Source organism: Myxococcus sp. AM010, assembly GCF_013372585.1.
In the GTDB taxonomy this organism is placed as follows: Bacteria; Myxococcota; Myxococcia; order Myxococcales; family Myxococcaceae; genus Myxococcus; species Myxococcus vastator.
The window spans coordinates 1-19,398 of record NZ_JABXEO010000117.1; the positions used below are offsets into that span (position 1 = coordinate 1).

At 71.8% G+C, this 19,398-nt stretch carries 17 protein-coding genes; 9 read left to right on the forward strand and 8 right to left on the reverse strand.

What is annotated here, in order from left to right:
* Window positions 1–247: 247 nt before the first annotated feature.
* Window positions 248–655, reverse strand: a complete 408-nt coding sequence (locus HV826_RS33210; RefSeq protein ID WP_176421062.1) for a response regulator — start codon at window positions 653–655, stop codon at window positions 248–250.
* A gap of 13 nt (window positions 656–668) precedes the next feature.
* Window positions 669–1,118: a DMT family transporter gene (locus tag HV826_RS33215; RefSeq protein WP_176421049.1), complete on the reverse strand. Its 450-nt coding sequence runs from the start codon at window positions 1,116–1,118 to the stop codon at window positions 669–671.
* 105 nt (window positions 1,119–1,223) lie between these two features.
* Between HV826_RS33215 and HV826_RS33220 the strand changes: the two genes are divergently transcribed.
* Entirely contained in the window at window positions 1,224–2,603 is a 1,380-nt protein-coding gene (locus HV826_RS33220) for a DEAD/DEAH box helicase family protein (protein WP_176421050.1), read from the forward strand.
* A 1-nt stretch (window position 2,604) separates the two neighbouring features.
* On the forward strand, window positions 2,605–3,810 hold the full coding sequence (locus HV826_RS33225; RefSeq protein ID WP_176421051.1) for a DUF790 family protein: 1,206 nt from the start codon (window positions 2,605–2,607) through the stop codon (window positions 3,808–3,810).
* Window positions 3,811–3,818: 8 nt separating this feature from the next.
* On the opposite strand, the gene HV826_RS33230 is transcribed toward HV826_RS33225, so the two are convergent.
* A complete protein-coding gene (locus HV826_RS33230) occupies window positions 3,819–4,184 on the reverse strand; it encodes a helix-turn-helix transcriptional regulator (protein WP_011556052.1) in 366 nt (121 codons plus the stop codon).
* A 141-nt stretch (window positions 4,185–4,325) separates the two neighbouring features.
* On the opposite strand from HV826_RS33230, the gene HV826_RS33235 reads away from it, so the two are divergent.
* Together HV826_RS33235 and HV826_RS33240 are read left to right on the forward strand one after the other, a co-directional pair.
* Window positions 4,326–4,685, forward strand: a complete 360-nt coding sequence (locus tag HV826_RS33235) for a response regulator (protein WP_255208437.1) — start codon at window positions 4,326–4,328, stop codon at window positions 4,683–4,685.
* A gap of 20 nt (window positions 4,686–4,705) precedes the next feature.
* Window positions 4,706–5,536 carry a metallophosphoesterase gene (locus tag HV826_RS33240; RefSeq protein ID WP_176421053.1) on the forward strand — a complete coding sequence of 277 codons (831 nt, stop codon included), beginning with the start codon at window positions 4,706–4,708 and terminating at the stop codon, window positions 5,534–5,536.
* Between the two features lie 83 nt (window positions 5,537–5,619).
* Here the strand turns inward: HV826_RS33240 and HV826_RS33245 are convergent, their stop codons facing one another.
* Complete coding sequence (locus HV826_RS33245) at window positions 5,620–7,854, reverse strand: M4 family metallopeptidase (protein WP_176421054.1); 2,235 nt, start codon at window positions 7,852–7,854, stop codon at window positions 5,620–5,622.
* Between the two features lie 317 nt (window positions 7,855–8,171).
* Here HV826_RS33245 and HV826_RS37910 point away from each other — a divergent pair, with 317 nt between their 5' ends.
* Complete coding sequence (locus HV826_RS37910) at window positions 8,172–9,149, forward strand: NADPH:quinone oxidoreductase family protein (protein ID WP_176421055.1); 978 nt, start codon at window positions 8,172–8,174, stop codon at window positions 9,147–9,149.
* 46 nt (window positions 9,150–9,195) lie between these two features.
* On the opposite strand, the gene HV826_RS33255 is transcribed toward HV826_RS37910, so the two are convergent.
* Window positions 9,196–9,597, reverse strand: a complete 402-nt coding sequence (locus HV826_RS33255) for a hypothetical protein (RefSeq protein ID WP_163785578.1) — start codon at window positions 9,595–9,597, stop codon at window positions 9,196–9,198.
* Between the two features lie 176 nt (window positions 9,598–9,773).
* On the opposite strand from HV826_RS33255, the gene HV826_RS33260 reads away from it, so the two are divergent.
* From HV826_RS33260 to HV826_RS33270, 3 genes are all read left to right on the forward strand, one after another.
* Window positions 9,774–10,886, forward strand: coding sequence for an XdhC/CoxI family protein (locus HV826_RS33260; RefSeq protein ID WP_176421056.1), 1,113 nt, complete (start codon window positions 9,774–9,776; stop codon window positions 10,884–10,886).
* The gene (locus tag HV826_RS33265; RefSeq protein WP_176421057.1) at window positions 10,883–11,467 is read left to right on the forward strand and encodes a nucleotidyltransferase family protein; all 585 of its coding nucleotides are present in this window, start codon (window positions 10,883–10,885) and stop codon (window positions 11,465–11,467) included. The genes HV826_RS33260 and HV826_RS33265 overlap by 4 nt, the downstream gene beginning before the upstream one ends.
* Window positions 11,468–11,603: 136 nt before the next feature.
* The gene (locus HV826_RS33270; protein ID WP_217917847.1) at window positions 11,604–12,170 is read left to right on the forward strand and encodes a hypothetical protein; all 567 of its coding nucleotides are present in this window, start codon (window positions 11,604–11,606) and stop codon (window positions 12,168–12,170) included.
* Window positions 12,171–12,258: 88 nt separating this feature from the next.
* Here the strand turns inward: HV826_RS33270 and HV826_RS33275 are convergent, their stop codons facing one another.
* The 3 genes from HV826_RS33275 to HV826_RS33285 form a co-directional block, all read right to left on the reverse strand.
* Window positions 12,259–12,903, reverse strand: a complete 645-nt coding sequence (locus tag HV826_RS33275; protein ID WP_176421059.1) for an HAD-IA family hydrolase — start codon at window positions 12,901–12,903, stop codon at window positions 12,259–12,261.
* 45 nt (window positions 12,904–12,948) lie between these two features.
* The gene (locus HV826_RS33280) at window positions 12,949–14,685 is read right to left on the reverse strand and encodes a DUF6311 domain-containing protein (RefSeq protein WP_217917846.1); all 1,737 of its coding nucleotides are present in this window, start codon (window positions 14,683–14,685) and stop codon (window positions 12,949–12,951) included.
* Window positions 14,686–14,774: 89 nt separating this feature from the next.
* Window positions 14,775–17,984 (reverse strand): ATP-binding protein, encoded by a 3,210-nt coding sequence (locus HV826_RS33285; protein WP_407938450.1) that lies wholly within the window; start codon window positions 17,982–17,984, stop codon window positions 14,775–14,777.
* Window positions 17,985–18,361: 377 nt separating this feature from the next.
* On the opposite strand from HV826_RS33285, the gene HV826_RS33290 reads away from it, so the two are divergent.
* The gene (locus HV826_RS33290) at window positions 18,362–19,285 is read left to right on the forward strand and encodes a hypothetical protein (RefSeq protein WP_255208616.1); all 924 of its coding nucleotides are present in this window, start codon (window positions 18,362–18,364) and stop codon (window positions 19,283–19,285) included.
* Window positions 19,286–19,398 lie beyond the last annotated feature (113 nt).

Below are 19,398 nucleotides of genomic sequence, written 5' to 3' on the forward strand. Positions count from 1 at the left end.
CCGCACCAGCTTCCCACCCCCGCCAACCTTCCCCATCCGCCGGCCCGCGTCGCACCGTGCCCAACGCCATAGCATTCGCCGTGCCGTGCCAGCCGGAGCACGGAATGCGAATTGTTTCAGCTACTTACGAAGGAATGGCACCCAGGGGCGGGCGCGGAGCCGGACGGCGGCCGGAAAAAACTACGCTCGCGGGCCGAACGCGCTGTCCCGACGTACCGGTCCACTGTCGAGGCGACGACGAAGCCCTTCAGGCGCGCCCGACAGGTGGGCGCCACAGCCGGAGCGAGTCCTGGGCAAGCAGCTCGTGCAGGGCCTGCTGAAGCGAGACGAGCATCTGATGAAGGGACTCGGCGGTGCCACCGGGGGCTTCGAGCACCCGCTCGTGCCGCCCGTCGAAGATGCGCAGCCTGCCAGGGACGAGCGCGATGACGGGGAGCGTCGGGTGACGCTTGCGGAGCAAGCCCAGGAAGAGCGGGTGGTCCTCATCCGGGCGGCGCACGTCCACCACCACCAGCGCGGGAGGCCGGGACGTCAGCGAGGAGAAGGCGTCGTCCGCATCTCCGGTGACGGAGATGGCCAGGTCCGGCGCCTCGAGGATGCGCCGCAGCAGCTCGCGCGAAGGCGCATGAGGACTGACGATGAGGACCCGGCGCATCTCGAGGCTCAATCTAGCCCTTCCAGACGGCGATGGCGGCCCCCATGAAGGCGAGGCCGGAGCCCAGCACCCGGGGGAACGTCGCGGGGCGGCCCTCCACCATCGCATCCCACACGAGGCTGGTGAGGAGCTGCGCCGCCATCAGCAGCAGGGCGGACTGCACCGCGCCCAGGCGGCTCATGGCCCAGGGCATGCCCAGCACGATGATGACGCCGCACAGGCCCGGCACCAGGTGCCAGGGCGTGAAGCCACTCAAGCGGCCCTGCCCCGCCGCGGCCTCCGGCCAGAGCCCAGGCACCGTCCGCACGGCCAGGTACACGGCGAAGGTGGCCGCCGTCGCCACCACCATGTTCAGGAGCACGGCGCTCATCAGGCCCCACTGGCCCGCGAAGCGACGGTTGAGACCGGCCTGGGCCACGACCGCCAGGCCACACAGCATGGGAACGAGCGAGATGAAGCGCATGCGGCGCGCTGGGTACCGTGAACAGCGCCCCCCTGCAAGCCTACCCTCCACGTCTTCGATGGGACTGGCGAAACCCTGGATGACCGGATAGGTCCCTTCACGCCGATGCCGCCGCCCACCGAGCTCCACTTCGACTGCGGCACCCTGGTCGCACCCACGCTGCCAGAGGATGCCCGCCTGCGGACCCTCTTCCAGAAGGACGGGCGCACCGGCGTCTACCGCGCGCCCGCGCGGCACTACCGCGACGCGGTGCTGCGGCTGCGGGAGCTGGGCATCCCCTACGAGGACAAGGCGAAGCGCTTCGAGCCGCTGGAGCTCCCGCTCACCTCGCCCATCCAACCCTTTCCGCATCAACAGCAGGCGCTGGAGGCGTGGACACGCGCGGGTGGACGCGGCCTGGTGGAGCTGCCCACGGGCGCGGGCAAGACGCTGCTGGCGGTGCTCGCCATCGCCCACGTGAAGCGGCCCACGCTGGTGGTGGTGCCCACGCTGGACTTGATGACGCAGTGGCAGGGCGTGCTGGCGCGCCACTTCTCCGTGCCGGTGGGCCTGCTGGGCGGCGGCGTGAATGACCGGCAGTCGCTGACGGTGACGACGTACGACTCGGCGGCGATGCAGACGGAGTTCCACGGCAACCGCTTCGGCCTGCTGGTGTGCGACGAGTGCCACCACCTGCCCGCGCCCAGCTACCGCTTCATCGCGGAGGGCTCGCTGGCGCCCTACCGGCTGGGCCTCACCGCGACGCTGGAGCGCGCCGATGGCGGCGAGCGCGTCTGCGAGGAGCTGCTGGGCCCCCGCGTGCACCGCTCGGACATCCGGGAGCTGCAGGGTGAATACCTGGCGCCCTATGAGGTGAAGCGGGTGGAGGTCCCCCTGACGCCCGACGAGAAGGCGCGCTACGACACGGCGCGCGCGCTGTACCTGGGCTTCGTGCGCAGGCTGGCCGTGCCGCTCTCCGCGCCGGACGGGTGGGCGCGCTTCCTGGCGCAGAGCCAGCGCAGCGACGAGGGCCGCGCGGCGTACCGCGCCTACCGCGAGCAGCGGCGGATTGCCCTCACGTCCAGCGGCAAGCAGGAGGTGCTGTGGCGCATCCTGCTGGAGCACCGGGACGACCGGGTCCTCGTGTTCACCGACGACAACGAGACAGTGTACACGCTGGCGCGCCGCTTCCTGCTGCCCGCGCTGACGCACCACACGCCGGTGCCGGAGCGCAAGGCGTTGCTGGCGGCCTTCGCGTCCGGGGAGCTGCCGGTGCTGCTGACCTCGCGCGTGCTGAACGAAGGCGTGGACGTGCCCGAGGCGCGCGTGGGCGTGGTGCTCAGCGGCAGCGCGAGCGTGCGCGAGCACGTGCAGCGGCTGGGGCGCATCCTCCGCAAGCGGCCAGGGAAGCGCGCCCTGCTGTACGAGGTGTGCTCCGCGCAGACGGCGGAGAGCAGCATCAGCGAGCGGCGACGCCAGCACGGCGCCTATCAGGAGGGTGGCTGAGATGCTGACGCGCGAGCTGCTCAACTTCCGCGTGCGCCAGGGCGTGCTCCGCCCCGTCTTCGTGAAGCGCGATGATACAGAGCTGCTGACCTTCGCCCATGAATTGCTCGCGGAGGTGGAAGCTTCGCGCGGCGGCCAGCGCGACGACATCGAGGAGTCGCTGGGCTTGAAGGCCGGCGCCTTCACCAAACCCAAGGTGGCGCGCGGCCTGGTGAAGCTGGTGCTGGACAGGCTCCTCTTCGACGAGCCCGCGCCCGGCGTGACGGAGGCCCGCTGGGAGCGAATCAAGGCGGCGGGACACGTCCTGCGCGCCCTGCCGCCCGACGCCACCGTCGAGGACTTCGAGGCGCGGCTGGCCCAGACGCTCCCCATCCCCCTGGCCGAGGCCCGCGAGGCGCTGTACTCGGACCTGCCCGGCCACCGCCGGCTGGTGGGCTGGGACGGCGAGGCGCTGGACGCCCAGGACCTGCTGGACCGCTACAACCTGGCGCTGGCGCAGGGCCCCCTGATGTCCGCGCGGCGCCTCCGCCTGCGCGCCCAGGCGCCGGACCTGCTGCGCGTGCGCAAGGTGCTCCGGTGGCTCAAGTTCTGCCGCCTGGTGGCCGAGGTGTGGCGTGACGACGACAACTGGGCGCTCGACGTGGAGGGCCCCGGAGCGATGCTGGCGCTCCAGAAGAAGTATGGCCTGCAGTTGGCGACCTTCCTGTCCGTCGTGCCGGTGCTGGAGCGCTGGGAGATGACCGCCACCGTGGAGCCTTCACGGCGGCAGGCCACGCTGATGCTCAGCCACAAGGACCCGCTGCGCTCGCCCCTACCCGCCGCGCTGGGTCACATCCCTCCGGAGGTGGCCTCCCTCGCGGAGGGCTTCGCGGATGACGCGTGGGAGCTGGACCTGACGCCCCTGCCAAGGCACGTGGGCGCCTCCGGGCTGTGCGTGCCGGACCTCACCTTCCGCCACCGCGCGTCCAGGAGAGAGGTCGCGCTGGAGCTCTTCCACGCGTGGCACGCGGCGCCCCTGGCCCGGCGGCTGACGGAGCTGCGCTCGCGGCCAGACGCGGGCCTGCTGCTGGGCGTGGACCGGGCGCTGGCCCGGGAGGCCGTGGAGCGAGAGGCGCTGGAGGCCCACCCGCAGGTGGTGCTCTTCAACGGCTTCCCCTCCGCGCGCAAGCTGCGGGAGCGCCTGGCGAAGCTGGAGCCGGGACGGTGAGCGGCGCGTCAGCCGCGCGGCTTGAACTGCGCCGCCAGCACGCTGAGGATTCGGATGGACGTCCGGTCCAGCTGCTTGGCCCGGCGCATGAGCCGCCGCAGCTCGGCGGACTCGCCGTAGTCGCTGGGCGGCTCGGCGGCCCACTTCACCTCCTGCACCGGCTTGAGGCCCAGCGCCTCGTCCGCGGAGATGGAGAGCACCGTGCACAACCTGCGGAACGTCTGGATGCTCGGCAGCATGTGGCCGCGCTCGAGCCGGCCATAGACTTCGCTCGCGATGCCAATGCGCTCCGCCACGTCAGCCTGGGTCAGGTTCAGGCGGGTCCGAGCAAGGCGAGCCGCTCCGCCAAGGCGGGATGCGAGAGTCTTTTCCATGGGGTCGTTAACCTGGCGGGTCCGCCCATGTCGATATGACTTGAGAGGTTGGCATCCAAGAACTTCCTGAGTAGTCTTGTAGGTAGGCAACCTCGTGCGTTTGGCCAACCACACAGGTCTCACCCTGCTGGCGCGAAGAACATGCTGACCTTCTTGTTCGTGGATGAAGACCCACGTTCACTCGCGGCGCTGCGGCGCCTCGTGAGGGATTTGCCCGGCGGCAAGCGCTTCGCCCATTGCATGGAGGAAGCCCTCGCGCTGGTGAAGGAAGAGGCGCCGTCCGTGGTGGTGGCGGGCGATCTGCTCCCGGACGGGGACGGGCTGGGCCTGCTGGAGCAGGTGCGCGCGCGCCACCCACGCACCGCCTGCGCGCTGCATGCGGTGAGGCCGCCCCTGGCGCGGGACATCACCTGGATGGACCGCGCCGCGCCGCCCTTGGAGGTGCATGCCCTGCTGCGGATGCTGGGTATCGGTGCAGCATCCGCGGGAAGCCCGCGTTAAGGTGCCCCCCTCGACGCGCCATGAAGCTCTACGCCATCAGCGACCTGCACCTGCGCCACAACGACAACCGCCTGGCGCTCCAGGCGCTTCCGGCCCACCCGGAGGACTGGCTCATCGTCGCGGGGGACGTGGGCGAGTCGCTGTCGGAGATGGAGCTCATGCTGAGCACCCTCACCCAGCGCTTCCGGCAGGTCATCTGGGTGCCCGGCAACCACGAGCTGTGGACCCTGCCGTCGGAGCAGCCGCAGCTGAAGGGTGAGGCGCGCTACCAGCGGCTGGTGAGCCTGTGCCGCGGCTACGGCGCCCTCACGCCGGAGGACCCCTACCCCCGCTGGCCCGGCCCTGGCCCCGAGCGCGTCATCGTCCCCATGTTCCTGGGCTACGACTACACGTTCCGCCCGGACCATGTGCCCGCGGACAAGGCGCTGGAGTGGGCCTGGGAGGATGACCTGCTGTGCACCGACGAGGTGCTGCTGCACCCCGAGCCCCACGCCAGCCGCGCCGCTTGGTGCGCCGCGCGCGTCGAAGCCACGCGGGCCCGGCTGGACGCCCTGCCCCCGGGCTGCGCCACCGTCCTCATCAACCACTACCCGCTGCGCCACGAGCACGTGCGGCTGCCGCGCATCCCCCGCTTCTCCATCTGGTGCGGGACGAAGCAGACCGAGGACTGGCACACCCGCTACCGCGCGGAGGTCGTCGTCACCGGCCACCTCCACATGCCCGCGACGCTGTGGCGTGACGGCGTGCGCTTCGAAGAGGTGTCGCTGGGCTACCCCATGCAGTGGAAGTACCGGGGCGTGCACGCGTGGGACAGCTGCCTGCGCGTCATCCTGCCTGGCCCCACGCCGTAGAAAACGCGAAGCCCCGGGCGCCGCGTGAAGCGGAGCACCCGGGGCCTCATCGGCGCGGCCCAGGGCCGCGCCGTCACTTCAGACTACTGGGGCCGCGGCTCGAGGAAGGAGCCGATGAGGACGATGCCCTCGTAGCCATCCTTCGCGCCGAAGACCTCGATGTAGTAGCGGCCGGCCGGCGCGTTGATGAGGTTGCACTTCTCCGACTGGTGGTCCTTCACGCTGCGGCAGTCGTAGTCCGCGTGCGACGGGGCGCCGCCGCGCTTGACGTAGAGGTCGGGGTTGCCCTTGCCCTCGCCCGTCTGGATGTAGATGTTGTTCTTCCCCTGGCCCGGGCGACGCTCCGGCACGTCGAGGATGAACACCTGCGAGGAGCCCGCCGCGCCCGTGAGGTTCTCCACGGCGATGCCGCTCTCGATGGGGACGAAGCCGCCCTCCCAGGTCACCGTCAGGGTGGCGTCGGAGTACGCGCGGTAGCCGTTCAGCATCGCGTACCACTTGCCGTGCTGCGGCGTCGGGAAGTTGCAGACCTCGTTGTTGCCACCGGCGTACGGGCGGCAGTCGTACAGCGCGGTGGTGGGCGCGCTGTTGTAGCGGACGTACAGGTCCGCGTCACCCGTGCCACCCGACAGGGTGAACTTCAGGTTGTAGGCGCCCTCCGGAATCGTGACCTCGAAGTACTTCTTCTCGTTGGCGCCACCCGCCACGACGACGGGCTCGTCCTTCACGATGGGGTCCGTCGGCGGAGGAGGAACCGGGACGCTGACGCCCACGGCCTTCCACGCGTTCGACACCGACTCGATGGTGGCGGCGTCGTAGCCGAGCTCCAGCGCGGCCTCTTCGGTGATCGCCTTGGCGGCCTCGAAGTTGGACGTCGGCACCATCAACGTGTTGGCCTTGTAGAAGATCTGCGCGGCCTTCTCGATGCCGATGCCCGCCACGACGATGGTGCTCTTGCCGCGCGGGTGGGTGCCACCCTGCGACAGGAGGTAGAACGCCAGGTTGGAGATACCGGAGCTGTAGTGCACGCCGGTGCCGGGCACGTAGTTGTGGTAGTGGTCCAGCGAGTCGCCGTCCTGCGCCGGGTCGTTCATGTAGCGCAGGGCGTCGTTCGGGATGGACGGGGTCCACACGTCGTCGCCAATCAGCCAGTGACGCGGGGAGACCTCGTCCGCGCCGTCGCCGTACCACTCGCACACCGCGCCGAACACGTCGGACATCGACTCGTTCAGGCCGCCGGACTCACCCGAGTAGATGAGGTCCGACTCGTTGTCCGTCACGGCGTGGGTCAGCTCGTGCGCCGTCACGTCCAGCGAGTTGGCCAGGTTGGTGGCCGTCACGCCGTCGCCATCGCCGTACACCATCTGGGTACCGTCCCAGAAGGCGTTCACGTAGTTGACGCGGTGGTGCACCGTGCTGATGAGCGTGCCGCCCGCGTCGTCGATGGAGTCGCGGCCGAACAGGGTGTTGTAGCAGTCGTAGACGGTGCCCAGGTGGTCGTAGTTGGTGTTGACCACGGGGTCCGCCACCGGCGCCTGGCCCTCGGTGCGCACGACGGCGCCCGGCAGGGTGGTGGTGTTGTTGCCGTCGTGGAGGCGGCGGTCGAGCGACTCCTTGATCTGCGGGATGCGCAGCATCACATCGCCGTTGCGCGCGTCCACCAGGACCCAGTCGCGCACGGGCGTGCCGTCCGCCTTGTTGCCGTGCTGGACGACCTTGTACATCAGGCGCAGCTCGTCATCGACGCGCCAGTACACCAGCTCCGGGTTCTTGTCGGTGACCCAGCCGGCGAGCGTCTCGCGGTCGGAGTCCACCGACGACGTGGCAATCTCACCCGCGATGGTCGGCTTCAGCTCGGCGCGCAGGTCGCTGCGGACGTTGGTGTTCGCCGCGAACACCTTGCCGTTGCGCGCGTGCAGGATGAGCTCGCCGCCCAGCACCGCCAGCCCGTTGTGCATCACCGTATAGCGGTAGTGGCTGTCACCCTGCTTGTCCGTGTGCGCCTTCTTGAAGACCAGGTTGCCCGGCTCCAGGCGGAACGTCGGCGCCACGGCGTCGACGACCGGGGCCAGCGCGGACGCGTTGAGCGCCTTGGGACCCGCGGCCGGAATATCCGGCAGGGCAATCGACAGACCGGTGACGAACTGCGCCACCTTCTGGTTGTCCGTCAGGACGACCTTCGCACCATTCTCCAGCGTCGCCGCCTTCGCGGCATCCGTAGGCTTGTCGGCCTCGGGGGCAGGGGTGGACTCGTTGCAACCGACAACGACAGACAGCGCTGCGATACCAAGCGCTCCGCGCACTCTCTTCTGCACCATGTAATCCTCCTAAGTGGAAAGATTAGGAAGGACAGTGCCACAGGGCTGGCCGGAATTTCAAGGTTGCGCGATTATTTCAGCTATTATCCTCTTCTTAGATTTCAAGTTAATTAGGATTATACCTTTAGTTTCATGGACTTGAAGGGTCTACTGGCAGTGCGGGCCACCTATCACGTGACGTGACGGGTCATCCAGGCAGGTCTCGGTTTTCCACGAATCGTGTGAACTTCGTGCCGAACCGCGGGTCCGCCCGCGCGCGTGCGGCAACACTGGCGCCGACGTGGCCGGCCATTACGCTGCCTGTCCGGGAGGCAACGATGCGCGCATTGCAGTTGCAGCGGCTGGACGGCCCTGACGGGCTCCAACTGGTGGACGTGCCCGAGCCCGAGGCGGGGGACTCGGTGCTCATCGACGTGGTGGCGGCCGGGGTGAGCTTCCCGGACCTGCTGCTCACCCGGGGGCAGTACCAGCTCAAGCCCGCCCTGCCCTTCATCCCGGGCGTGGAGGTGGCGGGGGTAGTGCGGCGGGCGCCCGCGGGCGCGGCGGTGAAGCCCGGGCAGCGGGTGATGGCCTTCAGCTTCGGGCTGGGCGGCTTCGCGGAGGTGGCCGCGATTCAGCCGGAGATGGTGTTCCCCATCCCCGCGGACTGGAGCTTCGAGGCGGCCGCGGGCGTGGTGATGAACTACCACACGGCGCACTTCGCGCTGCACCGGCGAGGCCGGCTCAAGGCGGAGGAGTGGGTCGTGGTCCATGGCGCCGCGGGCGGCGTGGGCACGGCGGCGGTGCAGGTGGCGCGCGGCGCGCGGGCGCGCGTCATCGCAGTGGTGAGCGACGAGCGCAAGGCGGACGTCGCCCGGCGGGCCGGCGCGCATGAGGTGCTGCTGTCGAGCGGAGATTGGCTCTCCCAGGTGCGGGAGAAGACGGGCGGCCTGGGGGCCGACGTGGTGGTGGACCCGGTGGGCGGCGACGTCTTCGACAAGAGCCTCAAGTGCCTGGCGCCCGAAGGCCGGCTGCTGGTGGTGGGCTTCGCGAGCGGGCGCATCCCCGAGGTCCAGGTGAACCGGCTCCTGCTGCGCAACATCGACGTGGTCGGCGTGGCCTGGGGCGGCTTCCTCCTGCACGAGCCGTCCTTGACGCCCACCATCGCCAAGGACCTGGAGGCCATGGCGGAGCGCGGGGTGCTCACGCCCGTCGTGGGCCCGGTGTTCCCGCTGGAGCAGGGCGCGCAGGCCCTGCGCGAGCTCGATGCACGGCGCGCCACGGGCAAGGTGGTGCTGCGCATGCGCGAAGGCTGACCTGGCGAGCGCCCCGGTGAAGCGCGGCCCACAGCGCGTGGGTCGGTCAGCGGAGCTCGGGGACCTCGCGCTCCAGCGTCTCCGCCGCGCGCGCGTCCTTGGGCAGGCCGAAGCGCTGGCGCGAGCACGCCAGCAGCTGCCCCGCGTAGACGGTGTCCTCGAGCGCCTCCTGGAAGCGGCCCACCCGCGCCAGCGTGCGTGCCCGCTCGTCCACCAGCCGGGCCAGGATGCGAGCCTGCTCCGCGTGTGAGAACAGGCGGACCACGGAGCGCGCGTCGAAGCACACCAGCGTGTCGAACTCCATGCCCAGCGTGGCCGTGCAGGCCTCGCGGATGTGCAGGAGGCTCGTGTCCAGGGCCGCCTCCGCCCGCGCCCGGGCGATGTCCGGAGCCAGGCGGCCGAGCTCACGCACGGCATTCAGGGTGAAGGCGTAACGCAGGACGGGCATGCGGATGGGAACTACACCCCAGCCGCGGGGATTCATCCAGTCACCACGTATGTCGAGTGCCGCACCCAGGCCCACCCCGAGGCCCCGACGCGAAAGAACGTCACTGGCCGGGATGGAATGGCGCCGACTACAGTTTCCCGTCGCGTTCCAGTCACCCCCACCAAGGACGACGAGACATGAAGGACCTGGACGCCATCCTCCGCGCGCGGGCGCAAGCTCGCGGCCCCCTGGTCCTGGCCACGGTGGTCGAGGTGTCGGGCTCCGCCTACCGGCGGCCGGGGGCGCGGATGTTGATGAGCGAGGACGGGTGGCTCGCGGGCGGTATCAGCGGTGGCTGCCTGGAGGCCGACGTCGTCCGCAAGGCCTTCTTCTGGACCACCACCGGGCCTCGCCTGCTTCGCTACGACTCCACCAGCGACAGCGCGGAGGACGAGGGGGCCTTCTCCTTCGCGCTGGGCTGCAACGGCGTGGTGGACGTGCTGCTGGAGCGCTGGGAGGCGGGCGCGGGTGAGGCCCTCACCTTCGCCGCCGAGGCGCGGGAAGCGGGACGCCGGGCGGTGGTGGCGACGGTGTACCGGGGCCCCGCGAACGCCGTGGGCTCCCGGTGGATGCTCCGCGATGACGGCACCGAAGCGGGCCACCTGTCCGGCGCGCTGGGAGACGCCGTGCGTGAAGCGGGGCGCGAGGCGCTGGAGGCGGGCCGGACGTGGAGCGGCCCCTGCGGCGGCGCGGACGTGCTGGTGGAGGTCGTGGAGCCGCCCCACCCCCTGGTGCTCTTCGGCAGCGGCTTCGACGTGGCCCCGGTGGTGAACCAGGCCGCGGCCCTGGGCTGGCACGTCACGGTGGTGGCGGACCGGCCCGCGCAGGCCCTGCGGCGCCGCTTTCCCCAGGCCCACGCGGTGGTGTCAGCGAAGGCCCCTGACGCCCCGGGCGTGGTGCCCCTGTCACGCCGCACGCTGGCCGTGCTGATGACGCACAGCCTGCCGCAGGACCGCGAGCTGCTGGCGCGGCTGCTCCCAGGGCCCCTGCGCTACCTGGGCGTGCTGGGACCTCGCTCGCGCACGGACCGGCTGCTCGCGGAGCTGCCCTCCGCGCCCACCGACGCGCACCTGGAGAAGCTGCACGCGCCCGTGGGCCTGGACCTGGGCGCGGAAGGCGCGGAGGAGATTGCCCTGTCCATCATCGCCGAGCTCCAAGCGGTGGTCGCCGGACGCCAGGGCGGCAAGCTTCGCGAGCGGCGCGCGCCCATCCACACCGCCGCGCCCCCACCGGTGCGGAGGCTCGCGTGACGGTGGGCGTGGTGCTGCTGGCCGCGGGCGGCTCCTCGCGGCTGGGCCACCCCAAGCAGCTGGTGCGCTACCAGGGCACGACGCTGGCGCGGCGCGCCGCCGAGGCCGCTGCGTCCCTGCGGTGCGGCCCCGTGGTGGTGGTGCTGGGCGCGTCGCGAGATGCGGTGGCCGCGGAGCTGACGGGACTCGCCGTGCGCACCGTGGACCATGCGGGCTGGGCCGCGGGCCCTGGAGGCTCGCTGCGCGCGGGGCTCGGCGCGCTGCGGGAGACGGAGCCACCGGCGCTGGACGCCGTGCTCGTGCTGCTGTGCGACCAGCTCCGCGTGGAGGCCGCGCACTTGAGGGCGATGCTGGAGACCTTCGAACGGACTGGCGCGTCCGTGGTGGCCTCCGCCTACGAGGGCACCCGGGGCGTCCCCGCGCTCTTCGCGCGTGCCGTCTTCCCGGAGCTGGACGCGCTGAGCCCGGCCCAGGGCGCGCGCGGCGTGATTGCGCGCGTGCCCTCGCGCGTGGTGGACGTCCCGCTGCCCGGCGGTGGCGAAGACGTGGACACGCCCGAGGATGTCTCGCGGCTGACGTGAGCCGTGGCCGCATCCGTCGCGCCGCGGATACGCGCATCGGCCCCGAGGCGCGCCCTCTGGGACGTCAGTGCGTATTGCCACCACCACGCACCGCGCCCCACCTTCTGCGCGCAGGACTTTCAGCAAAGGGGGGCTCATGTCCAGATTCAGGTTCCCGGCGGCGCTGGCCGCCTCGGCGGTGATGTGTTTGTCGGTCGGCTGCTCCAGAAACGCCAAGACATCCCAGGGCGGGATGCCACCCACGGCGCAGCAGATGTCACAGCAGGACGAAGGCCTGCCGCCCGGCGCGCAGGCGGAGATGCAGCGGGACTGCCCCATGGACGTGTCCGGCGCACAGGCGCGCGCGGAGGACATCCCGGAGGGCGTGGCCCTCATCATCGTCACGCCCGAAACCGACAAGGTGGCGGACCTCCAGCAGCGCAGCCGGAGGATGATGCAGTTCCAGCAGGAGCACGGCACGGGCGGCAGCGGCATGGCCCAGCCACCGGGCGTCGACTACGACGAGATGGGCGGCCGCGAGGAGCCGGGCTCCGCGGGCGCGCCGTCGGTGCCGTCCATCGCCAGCGTGCACGACTCTCCGGAGGGCGTCGTCATCGTCTACACCGCCGTCGACCCGGCCCGGCAGGACAAGCTGAGCTCCGAAATCCACCGGAACGCGCAGTACCTGGACACTGGCAAGTGCCCGGGGATGGCGGCGGACTGAGCACGACCTGAGGCCAGCGCCCCAGGTCCCGCCCCCCGCGTCGTCCAGGTGGGCCAGGCGCTGGCTTCATCCCCGAAGACGCCCGCCGTCACGCCAGTGGCGGCAGGTGCGTCAGGAGCCGCTGCAGGTCCGGCTGCAGTTCGTCCGGAGAGGCGCTGGCGAGCACCTCCACCGGATGCGTGCCCCAGGTGACAGCGTAGGTCCGCAGCCCCGCCGCCTGTCCCGCGCGCAAGTCCAGCGCGGTGTCCCCCACCATCCACAGCCCGCCCGTGCCCAGCGCCGCCAGCGCGTGGTGGATGACGTCGGGCGCGGGCTTGTGCGCGAAGCCCTCCGTGCCCTGGACGTGGTGGAGCAGCGGGCCCAGGCCCATGGCGTCCACGAACTTGCGCGCCATGTCGGGGCGCTTGGTGGTGGCCACCGCCAGCAGGTAGCCCCGCTCGCGCAGCACGCGCAGCACCTCCACCACGCCCGGATAGGGCCGCGAGCGCCGGTGGAAGTGGAGCGGGTAGTGCTCACGGTACGCCACGCACAACGCGGGGACGTGGTCCGGCGCGAACTGGCTGTACATCCAGTCCAGCGGGTGGCCGATGAGCGCGCGCACCTGCTCGTACGTCGGCGCCGGAAGCCCCAGGTGCCCGAAGGCATGGAGGAAGCTGTCGATGATGTCCGGCAGCGAGTCCACCAGCGTGCCGTCGAGGTCGAAGAGGATGCCGCGAGAAGAGGAAGCGCTCACGCACCTTCCATACCCCCTCTCGTGCCCCCTGTCCTCCCTCCGGGCTCAGGGCGAGGCGCGCTCCGCCGGAGCAGCGGGCGCCTGCTCCAGGACGCACAGCCACAGCCGCTCCTCCTGCACGCAACGCGTCCCGCGAATGGCGCGGAACTCGTGGAGCCGCTGCGGAATGGAGAGGTAGACGGCCTCCGGGTCGAGCCTGCCCGCCCGGATTTCGTCGTCGAGCCCCAGACAGTAGGGCTGCGCGCGCGCGTCATCCAACCGCGCGACGTAGCCGCTGTTGAAGGTGAGCCCCAGCAGGTAGGCGCGGTAGGCCCAGCGGTGGAAGTCCATGGGCCCGGCGCGGCAGCCCCGCCCGGAGCCGTCATGCATCTGCGGCGGGTAGAGCACCAGGTGCTTGCGGCCCACGGCGGCCTCGCGAAGCGCCTCGGACGGTTGCGTGTTCCAGGCCGGCCCCTCCTTCGCCTGATGGCCGCGCCCCAGGTTCACATCGAAGGCTTGCAGCGCCAGCGCCAGCGCCAGCAGCGACGGCGCCACCGTGGGCCGGGGCAGGCGGATGAGCGCGAGCGCGGAGCCCAGCGCCAGCAGGTAGTACAGCGGCCACACGAAGCGGCCGGAGGAGCGGAAGGGCTCCACCCACCGCATCACCGGCGCGTAGAGGCCCGACAGGTCCGCGATGAGCTCGCCTCGCAGGGTGACGCGCGAGGACAGCGCGAAGAAGCCCAGGCCCAGCGCCACCAGCCCCACCGGCGCCAGCCTGCGCCAATGCCGCGCGACGAGCGGCGCGTCCCGCACCAGCAGGATGAGCGCGGCCCAGAGCGCGAAGAGCACGCCCAGCCCCAGGTAGCCGAAGCCCTCGTACTGGGCGCCCTGCCTCGGCAGAGACTCCAGGAAGCGCGACCAGGAGTCCCGGTAGCCCATCGGGTTGACGAACGTCAGGAGGTCCGCGGAGAACCCACCGAAGGCGCCGGCGCCCAGGGTGCGGACTGTGCCGAGGTAGCCCAGCACGTAGAACAGCACCAGCACCACGGCCACGTTCGCCACGGCGCCCAGCAGGGGCCACCGCCAGGGCAGCTTCCGCTCCAGCGCGGTCCGCGCGCACAGCGCCAACGCGAGCGCCAGCACCATGGCGGTCACCACGGGGTGCACGCCCGCGGCGAACACGCACAGCGCCAGCGCGATGCCCAGCGCCTGCTTCGCCTCGCGCGCGTCCCGCTGCGGGAGCAGGTTCAGCCCCACCAGCAGCACGAGGGTCCAATGCGCGCACAGCGCCTCGTGCGCCATGCTCATGCGCGCCAGCAGCGTGGGCGACAGCACGAGCAGCGCGCCCACCAGCCACTGCTGCGGCACCGTCGCGCCCATCCGCCGCGCCACCCACGCGGACGCGGCGCCCTGGAGCACCAGGCACATGCACATCCACGGCCCGATGTACTGGAAGTCGGCGGGCAGCAGGCTGGAGAACGGCCGCAGCAGCAGCGCCACCCAGGGGATGGCGTCCATGTAGCCGAGCGTCGTCCCCAACGGATGCAGGTATCCGTCGATGGCGCCCAGCGGGAAGCGGAGCGGTTCGTTGCGGAAGAACAGCCAGCCCAGCAGGTGCTGGCTGAAGTCGTCACGGATGAGCCACGACAGGCGCGTGGGATTCAGCGCCGCCGGCCCATAGATGGCCAGGAACGCCAGCAGCCCCACCCCGGCGGCCCCCAGCGGCCCCGCGTTCGCCACGACGAACGATGCAAGCGTGTCCAGGAAGCGCCGCGGCCGCTCGGGCAGCAGGGCGAGCCTCATGAACGGCACTCACGCGAGGCGACGGAGACGAAGGTGACGCGCGCTTCGGGCATGGGAGCGCCGCTTGAAGCACAGCCGTTTCAGGGGCGTCAAGCGGCCCCGACGCAGACAGGGGCGCCCCTGCCCTCCACCTCCACGGCCTCCGCGTCCTCGGGCTCCGAGGCGAGCCGCCACAGGGCACCCTCCAGGAACCCCAGCGCGCCGCGCAGGTCCGATGAGGCGGCCTCCGGAGGGGCGCTCCGGGCCCGCGCGATGCGCTGGCGCGCCGACGCGAAGGCCCGCTGTACCCGCGCGACGTCATCCCAGGCGGCCCGCGCCTCCGCCAGGTCCACCGCCGCGCGAAGCAGCGCGGCCAGCTCGCGCAGCACCGGGTCATCCCGCAGCTCCGGCGCGCCCTCCAGCACGACGAAGCTCGCCTCCGCCGCCGAGGCGTCTCCCATGCATGCCTCCACCACGGCCCGGTACACCGCGAAGCGCAGCGCCTGCCCCCGCGACACGCGGCCCAGGCCGGACACCGCCTCCGACAGCCGGGCCCAGGCGTCGCTCCACGCCCCCAGGGCCAGCTCCGCGCGCCCCAACTCGCCCAGCGCGGTGCCCTCCAGGAGCCGCTGCCCCAGCTGCCGGCCGATGCGCGCCGCGGCCAGCAGGTGCGCGCGCGCCTCCTGCGGCCGTCCCTCCTCCAGCAGGTAGCAGCCCAGGTTGAGGCGAGCCAGCGCGTGCCCCGCCCTGTCTCCCACGCTGGCCGAGCGCGCCATCGCCTCCTCCAGCAGGCGCATCGCCTCGCTCGTGCGCCCCATCTCCCCGATGGCCACCGCGCAGTTGGACAGGAAGCCCACCTCGAACGTCACGTCCCCCACGCCGTGGAAGAGCGCCTGCGCCGCGCGCAGGTGGGGAATGGCCGCCTCCGCGCCGCGGCGCGCCTGCTCCACCAGCCCCAGGTTGCCCACGGTGTAGGCGTCCAGCCAGCGGTCGCCCTCCGACGACAACAGCCGCGCCTCGCGCACCAGCTCCCAGGCCTGGGACAGCGCGCCTTCGTGACGGGCCACAATCGACAGGTCCACCAGCACGCGCTTCTCGCCCGCCACCGCGCCCAACCCCCGCAGCGACGCGCGCGCGCACTCCAGATTCCCGCGGGCCGCCATCAGGTCGCCCGCCTCCAGGAACACACGGCCACGCACCGCCACGGCCTCGGCCACCAGCCTGGGGGCGCCCGTCACCCGGTCCGCCAGCGCCAGCGCCGCGTCCAGCCGTTCGAGCAGCAGTCGCACCGGGCCCCGCGTCACCACCTCCGGCTCCAGCGCCACCAGCGCCTCCAGCGCCCGCTCCACCGAGCGCGACGTCGCGGGCGTCACGGCCAGCGCGTTGTCACACGCCGCCAGGAGGTTCTCCCGCTCCCGCGCCAGCCACCGCAAGGCCTCCGCGCCGCCCTGGCCGCGCACCTGCGCGCGCAGGCCGCGGGCCAGCGACAGGTACCAATCCGCGTGCCGCTCCGCCAACGCGGCCGCATCGCCCACGCCCTCTTCGACAAGCCGGGCCGCGGCGTACTGACGGATGCTCTCGTACTGGCCCAACCGGCAGTCACCGCCGGGCGGCTCCGCCTCCAGCACGCGCAGCAGCGACTTGGCGCGCAGCGACTGGAGCACGTCCAGCACGGCGGGCCCGTCCGGGGGGAGCCCCAGCACCGCTTCCGCCGCCTCCAGCGTGAAGCCGCCACGGAACACCGAGCAGCGCGCCAGCGCGACCCGCTCCTCCGGCTCCAGCAGGTTCCAGGACCAGTCGATGGCCCCTCTCAGCGTCGCCTGTCGCGCGCAGCCGTCACGCCGTCCCGTGCGCAGGAGCTCGAAGCGACGCGTGAGCCGCTCCCGAAGCTGGCTCACGCTCAACAGCGCCATGCGCGCGGCGGCCAGCTCGATGGCCAGGGCGATTCCATCCAGCTGCCGCACGATGTCCGCGACCATCGGCGCCTCGCCGGCCGTCAGCTCGAAGTGGCCTCGGGCCTCACGCGCTCGCTGCGCGAACAGGCGCACCGCGTCCGAACGGACCAGCTCCTCCAGCCGGGACTCACCTTCCTCCGGCACCGAGAGCGGCGCCAGGTCCAGCAGCCGCTCGCCGGGGAGCCCCAGGGCCTCGCGCGACGTCGCCAGGAAGCGCGCGCGAGGCGCCAGCTGGAGCCAGCGCCCCAACGTGGCGGGCAGGTGCTGCACGGCCTGCTCCAGGTTGTCGAGGATGAGCAGCACGTCACCACAGTCGTTCAGCGCGCGCCCCAGCCGCTCTGCCGGCTCGGTCGGGTCGCCGTCCGCGCGCAGGGGGATGCCCAGCGCATGGCCCACCGACAGGCAGAGCGCCTCCGCCGTCTGGACCTCGGCCAGCTCGCACAGCCACACCCCGCCCTCCCATTCCCCCGACTCCAGCTCCAGCGCGCCAAAGGACGTGGCCAGCCGCGTCTTTCCCATGCCGCCCGGCCCCAGCAGCGTGACGAGCCGCGCGCCGTCCGCGAACCCGCGGCGGAGCCACCCGAGCTCCATGCTCCGCCCCACCAGTCCGGCCTGGAGCACGGGCACGTTCCCCTGCCTGTCCCTGGGCGCGCGTGGAACGCCGAAGCGCCGCTCCGACAGGTGCGCGGGCAGCACCTCCACCAGGGCCACGGCATCATCAATGCCCTTCAGCCGGAACGCGCCCAGGGGACGCACCGCGGGTCGGCCCAGCGCCTCCAGCACCTGCGCGGCCCGCGCCCAGGCGCCGCCACTCACCAGGACCTGACCGCCATGACCCGCGGCCGCCACGCGCGCCGCCACGTTCACCATGCGGCCCAGGTAGTCCGTCCGGCCGGAGCGCGCGTCCACGCGGCACTCCGGCTCGCCCACGTGTACGCCCATGCGAACCCGCAGGCCCCGGAACAACAGGCCTCCGGGCCCCACCTCTTCGGCGGCCTCGGGCTGGGAGAGGAGGTCCACCGGCCAGGGCGCGCGCAGCAGCGCGTCCTGCGCCTCCAGACACCACGCCAGCGCCTCCATCACCGAGGGGAACGCAATCATGAAGGAGTCCCCCTGCGTCTTCACCTCGTAGCCGGTGCCGCCGGCCAGCAGGGAACGCAGGACGCGGTCATGCACCTCCAGCGCGTCACGCATGCCCGCGCCACAACGCTCCCACAGCCGCGTGGAGCCCTGCACGTCGGTGAACACCAGCGCCACCGAGCCCTCGGGGGGCGTCGCGGAGGCCGGCTGGGCTTCCTGACCGGGCAGCGCCCTCAGCATGCCCGCCGCGGAGCCTGCCAACCTTCTGGAGGACACATCACCCATCGCACGCTCCTGCGATGCCAGCTCCCGCGGAAGCGATGACACCACGCGGAACGAACACCGCCCATGCGTGACGAGCAGATGCTCCGGGCCTCAACACAGACAGCATCCGGCACGCGACGCTCGCGCGCGGACGCGTCCACAACGCCACGGCGCCCTCGCCCCGGGAGGCACCGCCGGTGTGAACCCCGTGCCCACCTCCGGCACGCCTCGACTGTCCGCGACTGCAAACATTGCCCGCGGGTACGGGTTGCCCGCACGCATCCCCGGTGCAAATTTTCGCGCCCGCCACCCTTCACCAGGCCCGCACTCCTCGGGGTGGCCCCGCCCGGACACTCGCACCGCGAGCCGTCCGGCGACCTGGACCCACTGGGGAGTCGATGAAAAAGACACTGTTTCCGAAGACGTTTCCGATGCTCGCCCTGACGATGCTTGGCATTGTGGGCTGCGAGCCGCTGCCACCCGACACCGCGTCCCCGACCGGCGCGCTGACGCAGCCGCAGGAGTCGTTCAACGGGCTGTCCTTCAATGGCCTGTCCTTCAACGGCCTGTCCTTCAACGGCCTGTCCTTCAACGGCCTGTCCTTCAATGGCTTGTCGTCGGAGGCCTTCAACACCTGGTTCCAGGCCGACCCCTCACTGGCCGACATGGCGATGCGCTACGTGGTCCGCTGCGCCGTGCCCGCGGGGCAGACGCGCACCTACACGGCCGCCGCGCTGGAGCAGTCGTACACCTGGGAGGGCGGCCTGGGACTGGCGCCGGACTGGGCCGGTGGGAGCGCGGCCACGCTCGCCGAACAGCAGGTCGTCTCCGCGTGCCTGGCGGCCCACGCCAACCGGATGGGAGAGGAGCTGCTCATCTCCCTCCTCGGCCTGGACGGCGCGGGGGCCGTCATTCCCTACACGGCGCAGGAGCTCGCCACGCACGCCCGGCAGGAATCGTGTTTCTTCGGCAACCTCTTCAATTCCGAGGGCATCCACGTGGGCGCGGACCGCGCTCCGCTGGGGCCCCAGGAGAGCACCTCGCGCGCCTGCGCGGGCCTGCTCCACGACGGCACGGAGACGCTCGTGCCCTGCGCGCCCATGGTGTACGTGGGCGCCTGCGCGTCCCACTGCGCGCTGGACTCGAGCGGCCTCTACTACGAGACCTGCACGCGCGGCGGGGTCACCTACCGCCCCATCACCACGCGGCTGTCCCCCGCGAATGTGAATCAATGTGGGGACGGCGTGTGCCAGGCCACGGAGCAATGTGGCACCTCCGACCGATACGACAGCTGCGCACAGGACTGCGGCCCCTGCCCGTGAAGGTGCGCCGCGCGAGCGTCGGCTGTCAGACGCTTTTCGCGCGCGCATGGCGGAATGGATTGGACGGCGCATGGGCGTGGCTACTTCCCTGTCCCATGCACCCAACCCCATCC

Coding starts and splice junctions, on each gene's coding strand:
- HV826_RS33220 (WP_176421050.1), top strand. CDS start 1,224: ATGCCGCCGCCCACCGAGCTCCACTTCGACTGCGGCACCCTGGTCGCA.
- HV826_RS33230 (WP_011556052.1), bottom strand. CDS start 4,184: ATGGAAAAGACTCTCGCATCCCGCCTTGGCGGAGCGGCTCGCCTTGCT.
- HV826_RS33290 (WP_255208616.1), top strand. CDS start 18,362: ATGAAAAAGACACTGTTTCCGAAGACGTTTCCGATGCTCGCCCTGACG.
- HV826_RS33270 (WP_217917847.1), top strand. CDS start 11,604: ATGTCCAGATTCAGGTTCCCGGCGGCGCTGGCCGCCTCGGCGGTGATG.
- HV826_RS33210 (WP_176421062.1), bottom strand. CDS start 655: ATGCGCCGGGTCCTCATCGTCAGTCCTCATGCGCCTTCGCGCGAGCTG.
- HV826_RS33255 (WP_163785578.1), bottom strand. CDS start 9,597: ATGCCCGTCCTGCGTTACGCCTTCACCCTGAATGCCGTGCGTGAGCTC.
- HV826_RS33280 (WP_217917846.1), bottom strand. CDS start 14,685: ATGAGGCTCGCCCTGCTGCCCGAGCGGCCGCGGCGCTTCCTGGACACG.
- HV826_RS33245 (WP_176421054.1), bottom strand. CDS start 7,854: ATGGTGCAGAAGAGAGTGCGCGGAGCGCTTGGTATCGCAGCGCTGTCT.
- HV826_RS33235 (WP_255208437.1), top strand. CDS start 4,326: ATGCTGACCTTCTTGTTCGTGGATGAAGACCCACGTTCACTCGCGGCG.
- HV826_RS33285 (WP_407938450.1), bottom strand. CDS start 17,984: ATGGGTGATGTGTCCTCCAGAAGGTTGGCAGGCTCCGCGGCGGGCATG.
- HV826_RS33260 (WP_176421056.1), top strand. CDS start 9,774: ATGAAGGACCTGGACGCCATCCTCCGCGCGCGGGCGCAAGCTCGCGGC.
- HV826_RS33240 (WP_176421053.1), top strand. CDS start 4,706: ATGAAGCTCTACGCCATCAGCGACCTGCACCTGCGCCACAACGACAAC.
- HV826_RS37910 (WP_176421055.1), top strand. CDS start 8,172: ATGCGCGCATTGCAGTTGCAGCGGCTGGACGGCCCTGACGGGCTCCAA.
- HV826_RS33215 (WP_176421049.1), bottom strand. CDS start 1,118: ATGCGCTTCATCTCGCTCGTTCCCATGCTGTGTGGCCTGGCGGTCGTG.
- HV826_RS33225 (WP_176421051.1), top strand. CDS start 2,605: ATGCTGACGCGCGAGCTGCTCAACTTCCGCGTGCGCCAGGGCGTGCTC.